This is a genomic window from Caballeronia sp. LZ034LL (assembly GCF_031451215.1).
Lineage (GTDB): Bacteria > Pseudomonadota > Gammaproteobacteria > Burkholderiales > Burkholderiaceae > Caballeronia.
Genome location: NZ_JARUXR010000001.1, coordinates 2,170,556 through 2,186,199, shown reverse-complemented (window position 1 = coordinate 2,186,199; position 15,644 = coordinate 2,170,556). Strand labels below are relative to the sequence as shown.

The 15,644-nt window shown below is 64.0% G+C and carries 17 protein-coding genes; 14 read left to right on the top strand and 3 right to left on the bottom strand.

Annotation, left to right across the window (positions count from 1 at the left end):
- The first annotated feature begins 121 nt into the window (after window positions 1-121).
- The gene (locus QCE83_RS10095; protein WP_309809284.1) at window positions 122-1,045 is read left to right on the top strand and encodes a histone deacetylase family protein; all 924 of its coding nucleotides are present in this window, start codon (window positions 122-124) and stop codon (window positions 1,043-1,045) included.
- On the opposite strand, the gene QCE83_RS10090 is transcribed toward QCE83_RS10095, so the two are convergent.
- A complete protein-coding gene (locus tag QCE83_RS10090) occupies window positions 1,042-1,944 on the bottom strand; it encodes an alpha/beta hydrolase (RefSeq protein WP_309809282.1) in 903 nt (300 codons plus the stop codon). The genes QCE83_RS10095 and QCE83_RS10090 overlap by 4 nt on opposite strands.
- A 160-nt stretch (window positions 1,945-2,104) precedes the next feature.
- Between QCE83_RS10090 and QCE83_RS10085 the strand changes: the two genes are divergently transcribed.
- From QCE83_RS10085 to QCE83_RS10060, 6 genes are all read left to right on the top strand, one after another.
- A complete protein-coding gene (locus tag QCE83_RS10085) occupies window positions 2,105-3,139 on the top strand; it encodes a methionine ABC transporter ATP-binding protein (protein ID WP_309809280.1) in 1,035 nt (344 codons plus the stop codon).
- Window positions 3,129-3,782: a methionine ABC transporter permease gene (locus QCE83_RS10080; RefSeq protein ID WP_309809278.1), complete on the top strand. Its 654-nt coding sequence runs from the start codon at window positions 3,129-3,131 to the stop codon at window positions 3,780-3,782. The genes QCE83_RS10085 and QCE83_RS10080 overlap by 11 nt, the downstream gene beginning before the upstream one ends.
- Window positions 3,783-3,816: 34 nt before the next feature.
- Entirely contained in the window at window positions 3,817-4,608 is a 792-nt protein-coding gene (locus QCE83_RS10075; RefSeq protein WP_309809276.1) for a MetQ/NlpA family ABC transporter substrate-binding protein, read from the top strand.
- A 192-nt stretch (window positions 4,609-4,800) separates the two neighbouring features.
- Window positions 4,801-5,550 carry an electron transfer flavoprotein subunit beta/FixA family protein gene (locus QCE83_RS10070; protein ID WP_309809274.1) on the top strand — a complete coding sequence of 250 codons (750 nt, stop codon included), beginning with the start codon at window positions 4,801-4,803 and terminating at the stop codon, window positions 5,548-5,550.
- A 15-nt stretch (window positions 5,551-5,565) separates the two neighbouring features.
- A complete protein-coding gene (locus tag QCE83_RS10065) occupies window positions 5,566-6,501 on the top strand; it encodes an FAD-binding protein (protein WP_309809272.1) in 936 nt (311 codons plus the stop codon).
- A gap of 100 nt (window positions 6,502-6,601) precedes the next feature.
- On the top strand, window positions 6,602-8,392 hold the full coding sequence (locus QCE83_RS10060) for an acyl-CoA dehydrogenase (RefSeq protein ID WP_309809270.1): 1,791 nt from the start codon (window positions 6,602-6,604) through the stop codon (window positions 8,390-8,392).
- 52 nt (window positions 8,393-8,444) lie between these two features.
- On the opposite strand, the gene QCE83_RS10055 is transcribed toward QCE83_RS10060, so the two are convergent.
- Window positions 8,445-9,737 carry a D-amino acid dehydrogenase gene (locus QCE83_RS10055; RefSeq protein ID WP_309809268.1) on the bottom strand — a complete coding sequence of 431 codons (1,293 nt, stop codon included), beginning with the start codon at window positions 9,735-9,737 and terminating at the stop codon, window positions 8,445-8,447.
- Between the two features lie 152 nt (window positions 9,738-9,889).
- Here QCE83_RS10055 and QCE83_RS10050 point away from each other — a divergent pair, with 152 nt between their 5' ends.
- Window positions 9,890-10,378 (top strand): winged helix-turn-helix transcriptional regulator, encoded by a 489-nt coding sequence (locus QCE83_RS10050; protein ID WP_309809267.1) that lies wholly within the window; start codon window positions 9,890-9,892, stop codon window positions 10,376-10,378.
- Window positions 10,379-10,444: 66 nt separating this feature from the next.
- A complete protein-coding gene (locus QCE83_RS10045; protein ID WP_309809265.1) occupies window positions 10,445-11,587 on the top strand; it encodes a PA0069 family radical SAM protein in 1,143 nt (380 codons plus the stop codon).
- Between the two features lie 10 nt (window positions 11,588-11,597).
- On the opposite strand, the gene QCE83_RS10040 is transcribed toward QCE83_RS10045, so the two are convergent.
- Complete coding sequence (locus tag QCE83_RS10040) at window positions 11,598-12,101, bottom strand: NINE protein (RefSeq protein ID WP_309809264.1); 504 nt, start codon at window positions 12,099-12,101, stop codon at window positions 11,598-11,600.
- A gap of 255 nt (window positions 12,102-12,356) precedes the next feature.
- Between QCE83_RS10040 and rpsP the strand changes: the two genes are divergently transcribed.
- From rpsP to QCE83_RS10015, 5 genes are all read left to right on the top strand, one after another.
- A complete protein-coding gene (rpsP, locus tag QCE83_RS10035; protein ID WP_309811632.1) occupies window positions 12,357-12,611 on the top strand; it encodes a 30S ribosomal protein S16 in 255 nt (84 codons plus the stop codon).
- A 64-nt stretch (window positions 12,612-12,675) separates the two neighbouring features.
- Window positions 12,676-13,425 carry a ribosome maturation factor RimM gene (gene rimM / locus QCE83_RS10030; protein ID WP_309809262.1) on the top strand — a complete coding sequence of 250 codons (750 nt, stop codon included), beginning with the start codon at window positions 12,676-12,678 and terminating at the stop codon, window positions 13,423-13,425.
- Between the two features lie 25 nt (window positions 13,426-13,450).
- Entirely contained in the window at window positions 13,451-14,221 is a 771-nt protein-coding gene (gene trmD / locus QCE83_RS10025) for a tRNA (guanosine(37)-N1)-methyltransferase TrmD (protein WP_309809260.1), read from the top strand.
- A gap of 125 nt (window positions 14,222-14,346) precedes the next feature.
- Complete coding sequence (rplS, locus tag QCE83_RS10020) at window positions 14,347-14,736, top strand: 50S ribosomal protein L19 (protein WP_309809258.1); 390 nt, start codon at window positions 14,347-14,349, stop codon at window positions 14,734-14,736.
- A gap of 177 nt (window positions 14,737-14,913) precedes the next feature.
- On the top strand, window positions 14,914-15,567 hold the full coding sequence (locus tag QCE83_RS10015) for a CoA pyrophosphatase (RefSeq protein WP_309809256.1): 654 nt from the start codon (window positions 14,914-14,916) through the stop codon (window positions 15,565-15,567).
- Window positions 15,568-15,644 lie beyond the last annotated feature (77 nt).

The following is a 15,644-nucleotide window of genomic DNA, read 5'->3' as shown; positions in this document are numbered from 1 at the left end:
GGCCGTCATCGGGAACGCTGTGGTAACGGTGTGGTAACTTAGCGTCAAAGGCGCGGCCCGAGGTCGTGTATGACGAAAAAAGACGAGACGAGAGCCGACGAAAGCGGCATTGCGAGACATCATGGCGACCGGCTTCTACTCCCACCCCGACTGCCTCCAGCACGACAACGGCCAATGGCATCCCGAGTGCCCGGCACGCTTGCAGGCCATTGAAGATCAACTGATCGCGAGCCGCATCGACGCGCTGATCGAACGCGAAGAAGCCCCGCTCGCCGACGAAGCCGAACTTGCGCGCGTGCATACGCAGGCACATATCGACTACATCAAGAGCCGCACGCCCGAGCACGGACGCAGCGAACTGGACCCCGATACCTCGATGTGCCCCGCGTCCTATCAGGCCGCGTTGCGCGCGGTGGGCGCGGCGGTCGCGGCCACCGATGCCGTCATCGAAGGACGCTACGACAACGCGTTCTGCAGCGTGCGTCCGCCGGGCCACCATGCGGAGCCCGCGCGCGCGATGGGCTTCTGTCTCTTCAACAACGTCGCGATCGCGGCGCGGCATGCACTCGAGGTGCATGGCCTGCAGCGCGTCGCCATCGTCGATTTCGACGTGCATCACGGCAACGGCACCGAAGCCGCCTTCAGTGGCGACCCGCGCGTGCTGATGTGCAGCTTCTTCCAGCATCCGTTCTATCCGTTCAGCGGCGCCGGCAATCATGCGGACAACATGGTCAACGTGCCGCTCGCCGCGCGCACCAAGGGCATGGAAGTACGCGAAGTGGTCGACATGCTGTGGCTGCCGCGGCTCGAGGCATTCAAGCCGCAGATGATCTTCTTCTCCGCCGGGTTCGACGCCCATCGCGAAGACGACATGGCCAACATGGGCCTCGTCGAGGACGACTATGCGTGGATCACCGAGCAGATCCGCCGGGTGGCTCAACGGCACGCGCAAGGGCGCATCGTCAGTTGCCTGGAAGGGGGCTACAACCTCTCGGCGCTCGGCCGCAGCGTGGTCGCGCATCTGCGCGCGCTCGCGGAGATCTAGCCGGACGCATGCGTGCGCGCATGATCGGCGCGCACGAGAATCCAGTCGATGAGTTCACGGATCACGCGATCGCGATCCAGGTCGTTGAGCGTCTCGTGCATGCCGTCCTGAACCATCGCGAGGGTGCTGTCGGTCGAACCGACGTTCGCTTCGAATTCACGGCTGCCGGCGGGATCGCAGATGGCGTCGGCGGTGCCGTGGAAGATCCGCAGCGGCAACATGAGCGTCGCGCGCTGCGCCGCCACGCGCTCCATGCCGGCAAGAATCTGCGCGGCCGTGCGCGCGGGCACCGGACCGTGATGCACGAGCGGATCACGCTGATAGGCGCTCACCACACCCGTTGCCCGCGACAGCAACGCAGGATCGATGCTGAACGCGGCCATGCGCGGCGCGATCAGCCCTGCGAGCCGGCTTAGCTTGAGTTTCCAGCGCGGCGTGCCCGGCCCCGGCTTCAGCGCGGGGCTCGACAGGATCAGCCCGGCCAGCTTCCGTTCCTGCATGCGCTCGATCGCGTACAGCGCCGCAATCGTTCCGCCCATGCTGTGGCCCATCAGGAAGAGCGGCGTGGCGGCGGGCGGCGTCGCGGCGCAGGCTTCGAGCAGCACGTCGGTATCGCGCAGGTAGTCGTTGAAGACGCGCACCTGCACGCGCGGCCCCGACGACTTGCCGTGGCCGCGCAAATCGACCGCAATCAGTTCGATGCCCGCCGCATTCAGCGCGAGCGCCAGCGCGTCATAGCGGCCCGCATGCTCGCCCAGGCCATGCACGAGCGCGACGCGCGCCAGCACGGCCTGCGTCTCGCCGTCCCGCGCCGGTTGCCAGCGATGCAGCAGCAAATCGACGCCATGGCGCGTCGTAACCATGCTCGTCGAATAGAGCGTGCGTGCCTTGCCTGTCATTTCGATGAGTTATTAGGTGATCTGAAATCATTATTAAACAGAATGAAGCCGGTCCTGTAAAATCGCGGGCGAACAGGACAAAACCAGCTTCAGCTTCATCAAGCGGCGGCGGCTGCGCGGGTGCATGCACCTGGCGAGGCCTTCCGCCGTTTGCATTTCCATGATCGAAATCCACAATCTCTCACAGCGTTTCGCCGGGCCGCGGGGCTGGGTCGAGGCGTTGCACAACGTCAACCTGACGATTCCCGCCGGCGAAGTCTTCGGCATCATCGGGCGCAGCGGCGCCGGCAAGAGCACGCTGGTGCGCACCATCAACCTGCTGACGCGGCCGAGCGAAGGCAGCGTCGTGGTGGGCGGCCGCGACCTCATGACGCTCTCGCGCGACGACCTGCGGGCCGCGCGCCGCGACATCGGCATGATCTTCCAGCATTTCAACCTGCTCAGTTCGCGCACCGTGTACGGCAACGTCGCGCTGCCGCTCGAACTCGCCGGCAAGAAGCGCGACGAGATCGAAGCAACCGTGCTGCCGCTGCTCGAACTGGTCGGCCTGACGCAGCACAAGGACAAATATCCCGCGCAGATCAGCGGCGGCCAGAAGCAACGCGTGGGCATCGCGCGGGCGCTGGCGAGCAAGCCGAAGGTGCTGCTCTCGGACGAGGCCACCTCCGCGCTCGATCCCGAAACCACGCGCGCCATTCTCGACCTGCTGCGCCGGATCAATCGCGAACTCGGCCTGACCATCGTCCTCATCACGCACCAGATGGAAGTGATCAAGCAGGTGTGCGACCGCGTCGCGGTGCTGGAGGCGGGGCGCGTGGTGGAAGAGGGCAAGGTTGTCGACGTCTTCATGCGGCCGCATCACGAAGTGACCCGCGCGTTGATCGGCGATGTCATCGCGCACGAACTGCCGCCCGCGCTGAAGGTCCGCGTGAGCGAGCGCCTCAAGACCGGCAGCGGGCATCTGCTGCGGCTCGCGTTCACGGGCTCGGGCGTCGATCAGCCGATTCTCTCGGAGACCATCCGCCGCTACGAGCTCGATTTCAACATCCTGCATGGCCAGATCGACGAGATCCAGGGCCAGGCGTTCGGCTCCCTCGCGGTGCTGGCGGGCGGGCAACCGGTGAAGGTCGCGGAAGCGATCGACTATCTGCGCTCGCAGGGCGTCGTGGTGGAGGAGCTGTCCCATGTTGAGTGAAATGTTCGACATGTTCGTGCAGTCGTTCTGGGAAACGCTGGTCATGGTCGGCATCTCGGGACTCGTGGGCGCGGCCGTGGGCCTGCCGCTCGGCGTGCTGCTCTATCTGACCGACCGCGACAGCGTATTGCCCAATATCGCGGTGAACCGCGTGCTCGGCGGCATCGTCAATGCGGTGCGCTCCACGCCGTTCATCATCCTGCTGGTCGCCGTGATTCCGTTCACGCGCCTGATCGTCGGCTCGTCGATCGGCACGGCGGCCGCCGTCGTGCCGCTGACCATCGCCGCCGCGCCGTTCGTCGCGCGCCTCGTCGAGACGGCGCTGCGGGAAGTGGATCGCGGACTCATCGAAGCCGCGCAGGCCATGGGCGCGTCCACCCGCCAGATCGTCTTCAAGGTGCTGCTGCCGGAATCGCTGCCGGGCGTCGTCGCCGGGCTGACCATCACGTTCGTCTCGCTGGTCGGCTATTCGGCCATGGCGGGCGCGATCGGCGGCGGCGGCCTCGGCGATCTCGGCATCCGCTACGGCTATCAGCGCTTCCTGCCGGAAGTGATGATCACCGTCGTCGTGATTCTCATCGTGTTCGTGCAACTCGTGCAGTCGTTCGGCGACTGGCTCGTGCGGCGCCTCAGCCACAAATAAATCATCCCAAGAAATCATCCCAAGAGACCACACCATGCAACGTCGATCCATCCTGAAGTTCGCCGCCGCGCTCCTGAGCGCATCGCTGTTCAACCTCGCTCACGCTGAAGACGCCATCAAGATGGGCGTGACGGGCGGCCCGCACGCGCAGCTCATGGACGTGGTGAAGCAGGTCGCCGCGAAGAACGGTCTCAAGATCACGGTGATCGAATTCTCCGACTACGTGCAGCCGAATGCCGCACTCGCCGCCGGTGATCTCGACGCGAACAGCTACCAGCATCTGCCGTATCTCGACGCGCAAGTGAAGGATCGCGGCTACAAGCTCATCCGGATCGCGGATACGGTCACCTTCCCGATGGGCATCTACTCGAAGAAGCTGAAGTCGCTCGCGGCGCTGCCGAACGGCGCGCGCATCGCGGTGCCGAATGATCCGACCAACGGCGGTCGCGCGCTGCTGCTGCTGCAGAAGCAAGGTCTCATCAAGTTGCGCGCCGACGCGGGCCTGAAGGCCACGCCGCTCGACATCGCGGAAAATCCGAAGAAGCTGAAGATCGTCGAACTGGACGCGGCGCAGATCCCGCGCTCGCTCGACGACGTCGACGCCGCCGCCATCAACACGAACTTCGCGATGGAAGCGGGTCTGAAGCCGAAGTCGGATGCGATTGCCATCGAGGATCCGCACGGCCCGTACGTGAACATCATCGCGATCCGCGCCGCCGACAAGGACAAGCCGTGGGTCGCCAAGCTGGTGGCGGCGTATCACTCGCCGGAGGTGAAGCAGTTCGTCGAAGGCAAGTACGCGGGTGCGGTCATCACCGCGTGGTAAGCAGCATCGAAAGGTGACGAGTACGGGTGACGAGTACGGGTTTTCGTGGATGTGAATAGAACGACCGTTCGATAAAAATAGGGAAAATCCTATTGCACGATGACCCGGCCTGCCCGATTGCGGGGAAGTGAGCCGCCGCGTCGCTCGTATAATGACGCTGGGTTGACGTAATCGTAACTTTGGAGCGTGTGGATGAAAATTCTGGTGCCAGTCAAGCGCGTGGTCGACTACAACGTGAAGGTCCGCGTGAAATCGGACAACACGGGCGTCGATATCGCCAACGTGAAGATGTCGATGAACCCGTTCGACGAGATCGCCGTGGAAGAAGCGGTGCGTCTGAGGGAAGCGGGCGTTGCAACCGAAGTGATCGCGGTGTCGTGCGGCGTGACGCAATGTCAGGAAACGCTGCGCACGGCCATGGCCATTGGCGCGGATCGCGGCATTCTGGTCGAATCAGCCGATGAGCTCCAGCCGCTCGCCGTCGCGAAGATCCTGAAAGCGCTGGTCGATCAGGAAAAGCCTGAGCTCGTCATTCTCGGTAAACAGGCTATCGACGACGATTCGAATCAGACCGGTCAGATGCTCGCTGCATTGGCCGGCTTGCCGCAAGCGACGTTCGCCTCGAAGGTCGTGATCGCCGATGGCAAGGCCACCGTCTCGCGCGAAGTGGATGGCGGCGCGGAAACGCTGTCGCTGAAGCTGCCGGCCGTCGTGACCACCGATCTGCGTCTCAACGAGCCGCGCTATGTGACGCTGCCGAACATCATGAAGGCGAAGAAGAAGCCGCTCACGACCGTGAAGCCGGCGGATCTTGGCGTGGATGTCGCGCCGCGCCTGAAGACGCTGAAGGTTGTCGAGCCGCCGAAGCGCAGCGCCGGGATCACGGTGCCGGACGTGAAGACGCTGGTCGAGAAGCTGAAGACCGAAGCCAAGGTGCTGTAAAGGAGACGCGAAAAAATGACGATTCTGGTAATTGCGGAACACGACAACGCGTCGATCAAGGCAGCGACGCTCAATACGGTTGCAGCGGCCACGAAGATCGGCGGCGACGTGCATGTGCTGGTCGCGGGATCGAATGCGCAAGGCGCAGCCGATGCCGCAGCGAAGATTGCAGGCGTAGCGAAGGTGCTGCTCGCCGATGCGCCTCAACTCGCCGATGGCCTCGCGGAAAACGTCGAAGGCACGGTGCTGAATATCGCGAAGGACTATTCGCATATCCTGGCGCCGGCTACTGCTTACGGCAAGAACATCGCGCCGCGTATCGCCGCACATCTGGATGTCGCGCAGATCAGCGACATCACCGCCGTCGACAGCGCCGATACCTTCGAGCGTCCGATCTACGCGGGCAATGCCATCGCTACAGTTCAATCGAGCGATCCGATCAAGGTCATCACAGTGCGTGCAACCGGCTTCGATCCGGTCGCAGCGGAAGGCGGCAGTGCAGCGGTCGAGAAGATCGAAGCCGCCGCCGATGCAGGCATCTCGCAGTTCGTGAGCCGTGAAGTGACGAAGCTGGACCGTCCGGAATTGACGAGCGCGCACATCATCGTGTCGGGTGGCCGTGGCTTGGGCAGCGGCGAGAACTACACGAAAACGCTCGAACCGCTGGCAGACAAGCTGGGCGCGGCGCTGGGCGCATCGCGCGCGGCGGTCGATGCCGGTTATGTGCCGAACGACTTCCAGGTCGGTCAGACGGGCAAGATCGTGGCGCCGCAGTTGTATGTGGCGGTCGGCATCTCGGGCGCAATCCAGCATTTGGCGGGCATGAAGGACAGCAAGGTGATCGTCGCGATCAACAAGGACGCGGAAGCGCCGATCTTCAGCGTGGCCGATTACGGTCTCGTCGGCGATCTGTTCGCGGTCGTGCCGGAACTGGTGAAAGAGCTGGGCTGAAGCCGCGCCGGGTGAATCGCATTCGCCATGACACGAACGAGGGCGCGACGGATGTTGCGCCCTTTTTTTCGGCTATCGAGGTAAGGGAGGAGACAGGACGATGAGCTACCACGCCCCGCTCAAGGACATGTTGTTCGTGATGAAGGAGCTGGCCGATATCGACGGCATCGCCGCGCTGCCCGGTCACGAGGACGCGGGCTTCGAGACCGCGCAGGCGGTCGTCGAGGAAGCGGCGCGCTTCTGTGGCGAAGTGATTGCACCGCTGAACGTCGCGGGCGACCGGGAACCCAGCGCGTGGGCCAACGGCGAAGTCACCACGACGCCCGGTTTCAAGCAGGCCTTCCGGCAGTTCGCGGAGGGCGGCTGGCAGGGCGTCGTGCATCCGGCGGATTTCGGCGGACAAGGCTTGCCGAAGCTGATCGCGACGCCGTGCATCGAGATGCTCAACTCGGCGAATCTCTCCTTCGCGCTGTGTCCGCTCTTGACCGATGGCGCCATCGAAGCATTGCTCACGGCCGGCAGCGAAGCTCAAAAGGCGCGCTATCTGCCGAAGTTCATCTCGGGTGAATGGACCGGCACGATGAACCTGACCGAGCCGCAGGCCGGTTCCGATCTCGCGCTGGTGCGCACGCGTGCCGAACCGCAGGGCGACGGCACCTACACGCTGTCCGGCACGAAGATCTTCATCACGTACGGCGAGCACGACATGGCGGAGAACATCGTGCATCTGGTGCTCGCACGCACGCCTGACGCGCCCGAAGGCGTGAAGGGCATCTCGCTGTTCCTCGTGCCGAAGTTCCTCGTCAACGACGACGGCTCGCTGGGCGCGCGCAACGACGTGCACTGCGTGTCGATCGAACACAAGCTGGGCATCAAGGCGAGCCCGACCGCGGTGCTGCAATACGGCGATCACGGCGGGGCGGTGGGCTATCTGATCGGCGAGGAGAATCGCGGGCTCGAGTACATGTTCATCATGATGAACGCGGCGCGTTTTGCGGTGGGCATGCAGGGCATCGCGGTGGCGGAACGAGCCTACCAGCAGGCCGTGGCCTACGCGAAGGAACGCGTGCAGAGCCGTCCGGTCGACGGCAGCGCACGGGAGCCGGTGACCATCATTCATCATCCGGACGTGCGCCGCATGCTCTCGACGATGCGCGCCTATACCGAAGGCGCCCGCGCGCTCGCGTATGTGGCGGCGTCGCACAGCGACCTGGCCCACGCACACGCCGACGACGAAGCGCGCCAGAGCCATCAGGCCATCTACGAGTATCTCGTGCCGATCGTGAAGGGGTTCAGCACGGAGATGTCCGTCGATGTCGCGAGCCTCGGCGTGCAGGTGCATGGCGGCATGGGCTTCATCGAGGAAACGGGCGCGGCGCAGCATTATCGCGATGCCCGCATCCTGCCGATCTACGAAGGCACGACCGCGATCCAGGCGAACGATCTGGTCGGCCGCAAGACCGTGCGCGACGGCGGCCGCACCGCGCAGGCGCTGCTCGCGCAGATCGACCAGACCATCGCGGCGCTTGCCGAGATCGAGGGCCAGCCGTTCAAGTCGATGCATCGGCATCTGAGCGCGGGATCGCTGTCGCTGGCGCGCGCGATCGAGTTCGTCATCGCGAAGTTCAAGAGCGATCCGAACGCGGTGTTCGCAGGCAGCGTGCCGTATCTGCGGCTGGCGGGCGTCGTGCTGTGCGGATGGCAGATGGCGCGCGCGATGCTCGTCTCCCAAGCGAAGCGCTCGGAGGACGAACGCTTCCATACGGCGAAGATCGCGACGGCGGAATTTTTCGCGGAGCATATTCTGTCGCTGGCGCCGGGCATCGAGGCGTCGATCGTCAGCGCGAATGGCCGCGAAGGCGTGCTGGCCTTGAGCGAAGACCAGTTCTAGAAAGACAAACGGCGCCGTGAAAGGCGCCGTTATCGTCTAGTGCCTGGAAAGCTCAGGCGTTCGCGTAGCCCGGCCGACCGTTCACGCCGACGTTGCCTTCATAGCGATGCACCGAGAGATCGTCCGCACGGATGGCGGGCTGCTTGCCCGACATCAGATCCGCCAGCAACTGGCCCGAACCGCACGACATCGTCCAGCCCAGCGTGCCGTGCCCCGTGTTGAGGAACAGGTTCGGCATGCGCGTGCGGCCGACGATCGGCGTGCCGTCCGGCGTCATCGGGCGCAGGCCGGTCCAGAAGCTGGCTCTCGCGGTATCGCCGCCGCCGGGGAACAGGTCGTTCACGCACATTTCCAGCGTCTCGCGGCGCGCCTGCTTCAGCTCCTTGCTGTAACCGACGATCTCCGCCATGCCGCCGACGCGGATACGGTCGTCAAACCGCGTGATGGCGATCTTGTAGGTTTCGTCGAGCACCGTGGAAACCGGCGCGCGACCGGCATCGACGATCGGCGCGGTGAGCGAATAGCCCTTCAGCGGATAGACGGGAATCTTCACGATATCGCGGAGCAATTTCGGCGAATAGGAACCGAGCGCGACGACGTACGAATCGGCCGTCACCCGTTCCTGGCCGCACTGCACGCCCGCGATGCGGCCATTGGCGACGAGCAGCGCGTCGATGGACGTGTTGTAGCGGAACTTGACGCCGAGCGCCTCGGCCATCGCGGCGAGACGCGTCGTGAACATCTGGCAGTCGCCGGTTTCGTCGTTCGGCAGGCGCAGGCCGCCCGTCAGCTTGTGCGACACGGCGGCGAGCGCTGGCTCGGCCTGCTTCAGTTCATCCGCGGTCAGCAGCTCGAACGGCACGTTGGCTTCCTTCAGCACGTCGATGTCCTTGCCGGCGCCATCGAACTGTTGCTGCGAACGGAACAGCTGCAGCGTGCCGCCGGTGCGGCCTTCGTACTGGATGCCGGTGTCGGCGCGCAGCGCCTGCAGGCAGTCGCGGCTGTATTCGGCGAGGCGCACCATGCGGCCCTTGTTGACCGTATAGCGATCCTGCGTGCAGTTGCGCAGCATCTGCCACATCCATTGCAGTTGGTTCATCGTGCCGTCGAGCCGGATGGCGAGCGGCGCATGCTTCTCGAACATCCACTTCACCGCCTTGAGCGGCACGCCCGGCGCGGCCCACGGCGAGGCATAACCCGGCGAGATCTGTCCGGCGTTCGCAAAACTCGTTTCGAGCGCGGGGCCTGCTTCGCGGTCGATGACCGTGACTTCGTGGCCCGCCCGTGCGAGGTAATAGGCGCTCGTCACGCCAACGACACCGCTTCCGAGAATAACGATTCGCATGAAAACTCCGACCCGATTCGGTGACGCTTCCGAATGCGCGTGCTTTAAGTGGATCGACGCGGCAATCTGAAGCTCGTATAGTGTTATCGACTATGGTATGGACATCGAGGCAGTTTTAGTTATTGTATTTAGACGGTTTTCAGGAAAAAGACATGAGAACGCAGCGAAATCCCGTCCGCACGCTCGACAAGCTCGATCGCAAGATCCTGAACATCCTTCAGGAGGACGGCCGCATCGCGATGAAGGACCTGGCGGAGCGCGTGGGACTCTCGGTGACGCCGTGCATCGAGCGCGTCAAGCGCATGGAGCGCGACGGCGTCATCACGGGCTATTACGCGCGCGTGAATCCCACCGAACTGGGCGCGGCGCTGCTGGTGTTCGTGGAAATCACGCTCGATCACAAGAGCGGCAACATGTTCGAGCAGTTTCGCCGCGAGGTGCAGAAGATTCCCGAGGTGCTCGAATGCCATCTCGTTTCTGGCGACTTCGACTATCTGATCAAGGCGCGCATTGGCGAAATGGCCGACTACCGCAAGTTGCTCGGCGACATCCTGCTGCAACTGCCGGGCGCGGTGCAGTCGAAAAGCTACGTGGTGATGGAGGAGATCAAGGAGACGCTGAAGATTCTCGTCGAGGTCTGATTCTTCGCTTGCGTTGCCGTCCGACTACTGTATATTTGTACAGTATTGTTTGATGGATGTGCTGCAATGGCTTCGCCTGACCGTGAATATCCTGTCGCGCCGCCCGCGCCGCTGAAAGGGCGCGGCGCGGTCACGAATCTCCAGGGGCGCTACGAGAAGGACGAGCGCGAGAGCGTCGACGACGGCTGGCTGCACACGGCCGAAGGCGAGGAAGACGGCGCGCGGCCGCTGCGCACGCAGATCTTCGAAGAGCGCGCAAAAAGCATCCTCACGCGCAACAGTTCGCCGGACATCCCGTTTTCGGTCTCGCTCAACCCTTATCGGGGTTGCGAGCACGGCTGCATCTACTGTTTTGCGCGGCCTACGCACAGCTATCTCGGGCTGTCGCCGGGGCTCGATTTCGAGAGCCGCATCTACGCCAAGGTCAACGCGCCCGACCTGCTCAAGCGCGAACTCGCGAAGCCGAATTACGAACCCGAGCCCATTGCGCTCGGCGTGAATACGGACGCCTATCAGCCCGTCGAGCGCGACTTGCGGCTGACGCGACGCGTGATCGAGGTGCTGCACGACTGCGGCCATCCGTTCGCGGCCATCACAAAGAATTCGCTGATCGAGCGCGACATCGACCTGCTCGCGCCCATGGCGGAGCGTGGGCAATTCATGGCCGCCGTCACCATCACGACGCTGGACGCGGATATCGCGCGCACGCTGGAGCCGCGGGCATCGACGCCCTCACGGCGTCTGCGCACGGTGCGCGCGCTCGCGGATGCGGGCATTCCGGTGGGCGTCAGCATCGCGCCGGTGATTCCGTTCGTCACGGAGCCGGATCTGGAGCGGGTGCTGGAAGCCTGTGCGGAGGCGGGTGCGACGAGCGCGAGCTATATCGTGCTGCGCTTGCCGTGGGAAGTCGCGCCGCTGTTCAAGGACTGGCTTGCCGCGCACTTTCCGGATCGCGCGTACCGCGTGATGAGCCGCGTGCGCGACATGCGCGGCGGCAAGGACTACGACGCGAATTTCTCGACGCGCATGAAAGGCGAGGGTCTGTGGGCCGACATGCTGCGACAGCGCTTTCGCCAGGCAACCCGGCGGCTTGGACTGAACGCACGGCAGCGCGGCATTCTGGATATGTCCGAGTTCCAGCGCCCGGAAAAACCGGCCGCCGCGAAGGCGACAGCGCCGCCGCCGAATCCGCAGCTCGACCTGTTCTGAAGCTTATTGCTTATTGCGAGAGCGTCTTGGCCGCCTGGACCTGTCCTTCGAAATAAGTCTGGAAGGTGAGCGCGAGACCGGTCATCAGCAGGAAGGCGCCGATCAGCAGCGAAAAGATCACGATGAAGATGACGGTCCAGCCGGAGCGGCTGTTGCGTCCGGTGTGGGCGTTGAACTGCGCGTCCCATTTGGCGTCGGGGCGCAGGCCATAGACGATGGCCGACAGAAACGCCGCCAGCAACGAGACGGCGCCCGGAAAGGCGAGCGCCCAGCCGAGCAGCGAGGCACGCTCGGTTTCCTTCAGCAGCAGATATCCTAACGCCCCCAGATCGATGCCGTCGATATGCGCCCAACCCCACTTGTCGCGCAGTCCATACAGATAGAAGCGATGCAGGCCGATCGAGCCGAACAGGAACGCGAGCGCCGCGGTAAGCGTCTTCGAACGGAAATAGGGCGGGACCTGCTTGCCGGCAGGCTTCGAGCCGGAGGGCGTGGCGACGGACGAGGAAGTCATCAGCGAAGGCGGTGGTAAAGAAGAGTGCAGGAGAGTGCAGCGGGAGTGCGGGCGTCATTTTACGCCCGCGCACGCCCCGAACACCGATGCCACGATGCCGCACGGGACTGATTTCCGGTATCCGGCAAGCTCGCGAAACGATCCACTGCACGACCCCGCATCCAAAAAATGCTTCAAGTGTTTGTTCGCGCTGCGGAATCCGGCTATAATCGCCTGTTCTCGTTGTTCCGAACCCCGGTTTTCAAGGATTTCAGCATGGTCATCATCCGCTTGGCTCGTGGCGGCTCGAAGAAGCGCCCGTTCTACAACATCGTCGCAACTGATTCGCGTAGCCGTCGTGACGGCCGCTTTATCGAGCGCGTGGGTTTCTACAACCCGGTCGCCACGAAGGGCGAATCGCTCCGTATCGCTCAGGACCGCCTGACGTACTGGAAAGAAGTCGGCGCACAACTGTCGCCGACGGTCGAGCGCCTGGTCAAGCAGGCTCAGCAAGCTCAGCCGGCTGCCTAAGTCGCTGCGCACGCTGGCTTAGACCACGCAACACAACGCTCGAAACCTGCCCAAAGGCTCGCCGATGTCCACGCGCGATTCAGAATCCGGACGCGCTGCCGGAAACATCGGCCAGCCGAAGCCGGGGCAAGATGAAGGTTCCGCCACGTTTGGCGCATTCGTCCGCAAGCCGGGCGGGCGCCGCGTGGCGACCGACGTTTCGAGTGGCAAGGTTTCGAGCAGCAACGCGAGCGGTACTCAGCCGGACGGCGCAATCGAGCCGGTCGAGGCTTTGCCTGAAGACGCCGTCGAAGTCGGTTTCATTGCCGATGCCTACGGTCTCAATGGCTGGGTCAAGGTCGTGCCGCACGCCAGCGGCAAGCAGGGCGGCGACGCCTTGCTGAGCGCGAAGCGCTGGTGGCTCGTAAAGGGCCGCGAACGCAAGTCCGCGCGCTGCATGCAGTCCAAGGTGCACGCCGACACCGTCGTCGCGCGCCTCGGCGGCTGCGATGACCGCGATCTGGCCATGTCGCTGAAAGGGCATACGGTGCATATCGCGCGCAGCGATTTCCCGAAGCTCGCCAGCGAAGACGAATTCTACTGGGTCGATCTGCTCGGCCTGGATGTCGAAAATGAAGCCGGCGTGGCTCTGGGCCGCGTCGCAGATCTGATCGACAACGGCGCACATTCCATCCTGCGGATCGAGTATCCGGACACCAGCAAGGATGGCGCGCCCGTCACCGGCGAGCGGCTGATTCCGTTCGTCGGCGTGTATGTGAAGACGGTGGACCGCGCGGCGAAGCGTATCGTCGTGGACTGGGACGCCGACTATTGAACCTCGGCACGTTACGGAGAGAGCGATGCAGTTCGATGTCGTGACGCTCTTTCCCGAGATGTTTCGCGCGCTGACCGACTGGGGCATCACCAGCCGGGCGGTCAAGCAGGAGCGGTTCGGTCTGCGTACGTGGAATCCGCGTGATTTCACGACCGACAACTACCGCACGGTCGACGACCGCCCCTATGGCGGCGGTCCCGGCATGGTCATGCTGGCGCGTCCGCTGGAAGCCGCGCTGCATGCGGCGAAAGCCGCGCAGCGCGAGCAGGGCATCGCGGCCACGCGCGTGGTGATGTTGTCGCCGCAAGGCGCCACGCTGAACCATGAACGCGTGATGCAGTTCGCTCAGGAGCCGGGTCTGGTGCTGCTGTGCGGCCGTTACGAAGCCATCGACCAGCGTCTGATCGATCGCGAAGTGGACGAAGAAGTGAGCCTCGGCGACTTCGTGCTGTCCGGCGGCGAGCTTCCCGCCATGGCGCTGATGGACGCAGTGGTCCGGCATCTGCCCGGTGTGCTGAATGACGCGCAATCGGCGGTGCAGGACAGTTTCGTGGACACTTTGCTGGATTGTCCGCACTACACGCGGCCGGAAGAGTACGAAGGCGTGCGTGTTCCAGATGTGCTGCTCGGCGGCCATCACAAGGAAATCGAGGCGTGGCGCAGGCGCGAAGCATTGCGCAATACGCTCGCCAAGCGGCCCGATCTGATCGCGCAGGCGCGCAAGAGCAAGATGTTGAGCCGTGCCGACGAGGCATGGCTCGCAGAACTCGCAAAGGAAGCGTCGAAACCTGCCTAGGTTTCGGGCCGACGAGCGGGACACAGGGGGCGTCGAGTCGCATCGGCGCCTGAAGCAAACCCATCCTCTACCGGGGCCTGCTTTTCAGGCACACAACTCCGGCAAGATGGCACAAGGAGTCAGTAATGAATCTGATTGAACAACTCGAGAAGGAAGAGATCGCACGCGTTCTGGGCGAGAAGAGCATCCCCGACTTCGCGCCGGGCGATACCGTCGTCGTCAACGTGAACGTGGTCGAAGGCACGCGCAAGCGCGTCCAGGCTTACGAAGGCGTCGTCATCGCGAAGCGCAACCGTGGCCTGAACTCGAACTTCATCGTCCGCAAGATCTCGTCGGGCGAAGGCGTCGAGCGTACGTTCCAGACCTACTCGCCGCTGCTCGCGAGCATCGTCGTGAAGCGTCGTGGTGATGTTCGCCGCGCAAAGCTCTACTACCTCCGCGAGCGTTCGGGCAAGTCGGCTCGAATCAAGGAAAAGCTGGTCTTCAAGGACAAGTCGGCTGCTGCTGCCGAGTAAGTCGTCGCAGCAAGACCGCGCACGAGTCCTCCGAAAAAAGCACCCTCGCGGGTGCTTTTTTCTTTGGTGTGTTCAAATCAGGACTTCGGCAGTCCCGTCTCCTTACCGTCTCTTACCCGTAATCCATCCGTGTCCACCGGCAAGACTTCGACTCCGCGCATCCTCGAACCCGAAAAAATGCCTGTCGCGACGACCGGCGAAGCGCTCCCGCCCATCGCACCCGAGCGCCTCACGCCGGAAGGCCTGCGCGCGCGCTTCGCGATGCCACTCGACTGGCAACAGGAGGAACGCGAACAGCGCATCAAGGCGATCGGCGGCGACCCGCGCGTGGCGTCGGTGCTGGTGGCGCTGGTCAAGCGCGAAGGCGGCCTGACCGTGCTGCTGACGCAACGCGCCGATCACCTCTCGGACCACGCCGGCCAGATCAGCTTTCCCGGCGGCCGCCGCGAGCCGGAAGACGTCGATGCCGCCGCCACCGCGTTGCGCGAGGCAAAGGAAGAGGTCGGGCTGGACGCTGAACATTGCGAGGTCATCGGCGCGATGCCCGAGTACCTGACGGGCACGGGCTTCAGGGTGACGCCGGTCGTCGCGCTGGTCTCGCCGCCGTTCACACTGCAGGCCGACACGTGCGAAGTGGCCGACATCTTCGAAGTCCCGCTCGCCTGGCTGATGAATCCCGCCAATCACGAAGTGCGTGTCTTCCGCTGGGAAGGCGGCGAGCGTCGTTTTTTTGCCATGCCCTACGTGCCGGGCGAAGGAAAGGCGCCCTATTTCATCTGGGGCGCAACGGCTGGCATGTTGCGCAATTTCTACCGCTTCCTCGCGGCCTGAACGTCAACGCGCTCAGCCGGCAGGCGCAACGCGGGCGCGCGCGATGACGTCGTGCGTGGAAGGCCGCAAACGCTGTG

Bases quoted from the DNA above. Each gene is read 5' to 3' on its own strand.
- rimM (WP_309809262.1), top strand. From the start codon at position 12,676: ATGTCCACGCGCGATTCAGAATCCGGACGCGCTGCCGGAAACATCGGC.
- QCE83_RS10040 (WP_309809264.1), bottom strand. From the start codon at position 12,101: ATGACTTCCTCGTCCGTCGCCACGCCCTCCGGCTCGAAGCCTGCCGGC.
- QCE83_RS10080 (WP_309809278.1), top strand. From the start codon at position 3,129: ATGTTGAGTGAAATGTTCGACATGTTCGTGCAGTCGTTCTGGGAAACG.
- QCE83_RS10095 (WP_309809284.1), top strand. From the start codon at position 122: ATGGCGACCGGCTTCTACTCCCACCCCGACTGCCTCCAGCACGACAAC.
- QCE83_RS10065 (WP_309809272.1), top strand. From the start codon at position 5,566: ATGACGATTCTGGTAATTGCGGAACACGACAACGCGTCGATCAAGGCA.
- QCE83_RS10075 (WP_309809276.1), top strand. From the start codon at position 3,817: ATGCAACGTCGATCCATCCTGAAGTTCGCCGCCGCGCTCCTGAGCGCA.
- QCE83_RS10085 (WP_309809280.1), top strand. From the start codon at position 2,105: ATGATCGAAATCCACAATCTCTCACAGCGTTTCGCCGGGCCGCGGGGC.
- rpsP (WP_309811632.1), top strand. From the start codon at position 12,357: ATGGTCATCATCCGCTTGGCTCGTGGCGGCTCGAAGAAGCGCCCGTTC.
- QCE83_RS10015 (WP_309809256.1), top strand. From the start codon at position 14,914: ATGCCTGTCGCGACGACCGGCGAAGCGCTCCCGCCCATCGCACCCGAG.
- QCE83_RS10050 (WP_309809267.1), top strand. From the start codon at position 9,890: ATGAGAACGCAGCGAAATCCCGTCCGCACGCTCGACAAGCTCGATCGC.
- QCE83_RS10060 (WP_309809270.1), top strand. From the start codon at position 6,602: ATGAGCTACCACGCCCCGCTCAAGGACATGTTGTTCGTGATGAAGGAG.
- QCE83_RS10055 (WP_309809268.1), bottom strand. From the start codon at position 9,737: ATGCGAATCGTTATTCTCGGAAGCGGTGTCGTTGGCGTGACGAGCGCC.
- trmD (WP_309809260.1), top strand. From the start codon at position 13,451: ATGCAGTTCGATGTCGTGACGCTCTTTCCCGAGATGTTTCGCGCGCTG.
- rplS (WP_309809258.1), top strand. From the start codon at position 14,347: ATGAATCTGATTGAACAACTCGAGAAGGAAGAGATCGCACGCGTTCTG.
- QCE83_RS10090 (WP_309809282.1), bottom strand. From the start codon at position 1,944: ATGACAGGCAAGGCACGCACGCTCTATTCGACGAGCATGGTTACGACG.
- QCE83_RS10045 (WP_309809265.1), top strand. From the start codon at position 10,445: ATGGCTTCGCCTGACCGTGAATATCCTGTCGCGCCGCCCGCGCCGCTG.
- QCE83_RS10070 (WP_309809274.1), top strand. From the start codon at position 4,801: ATGAAAATTCTGGTGCCAGTCAAGCGCGTGGTCGACTACAACGTGAAG.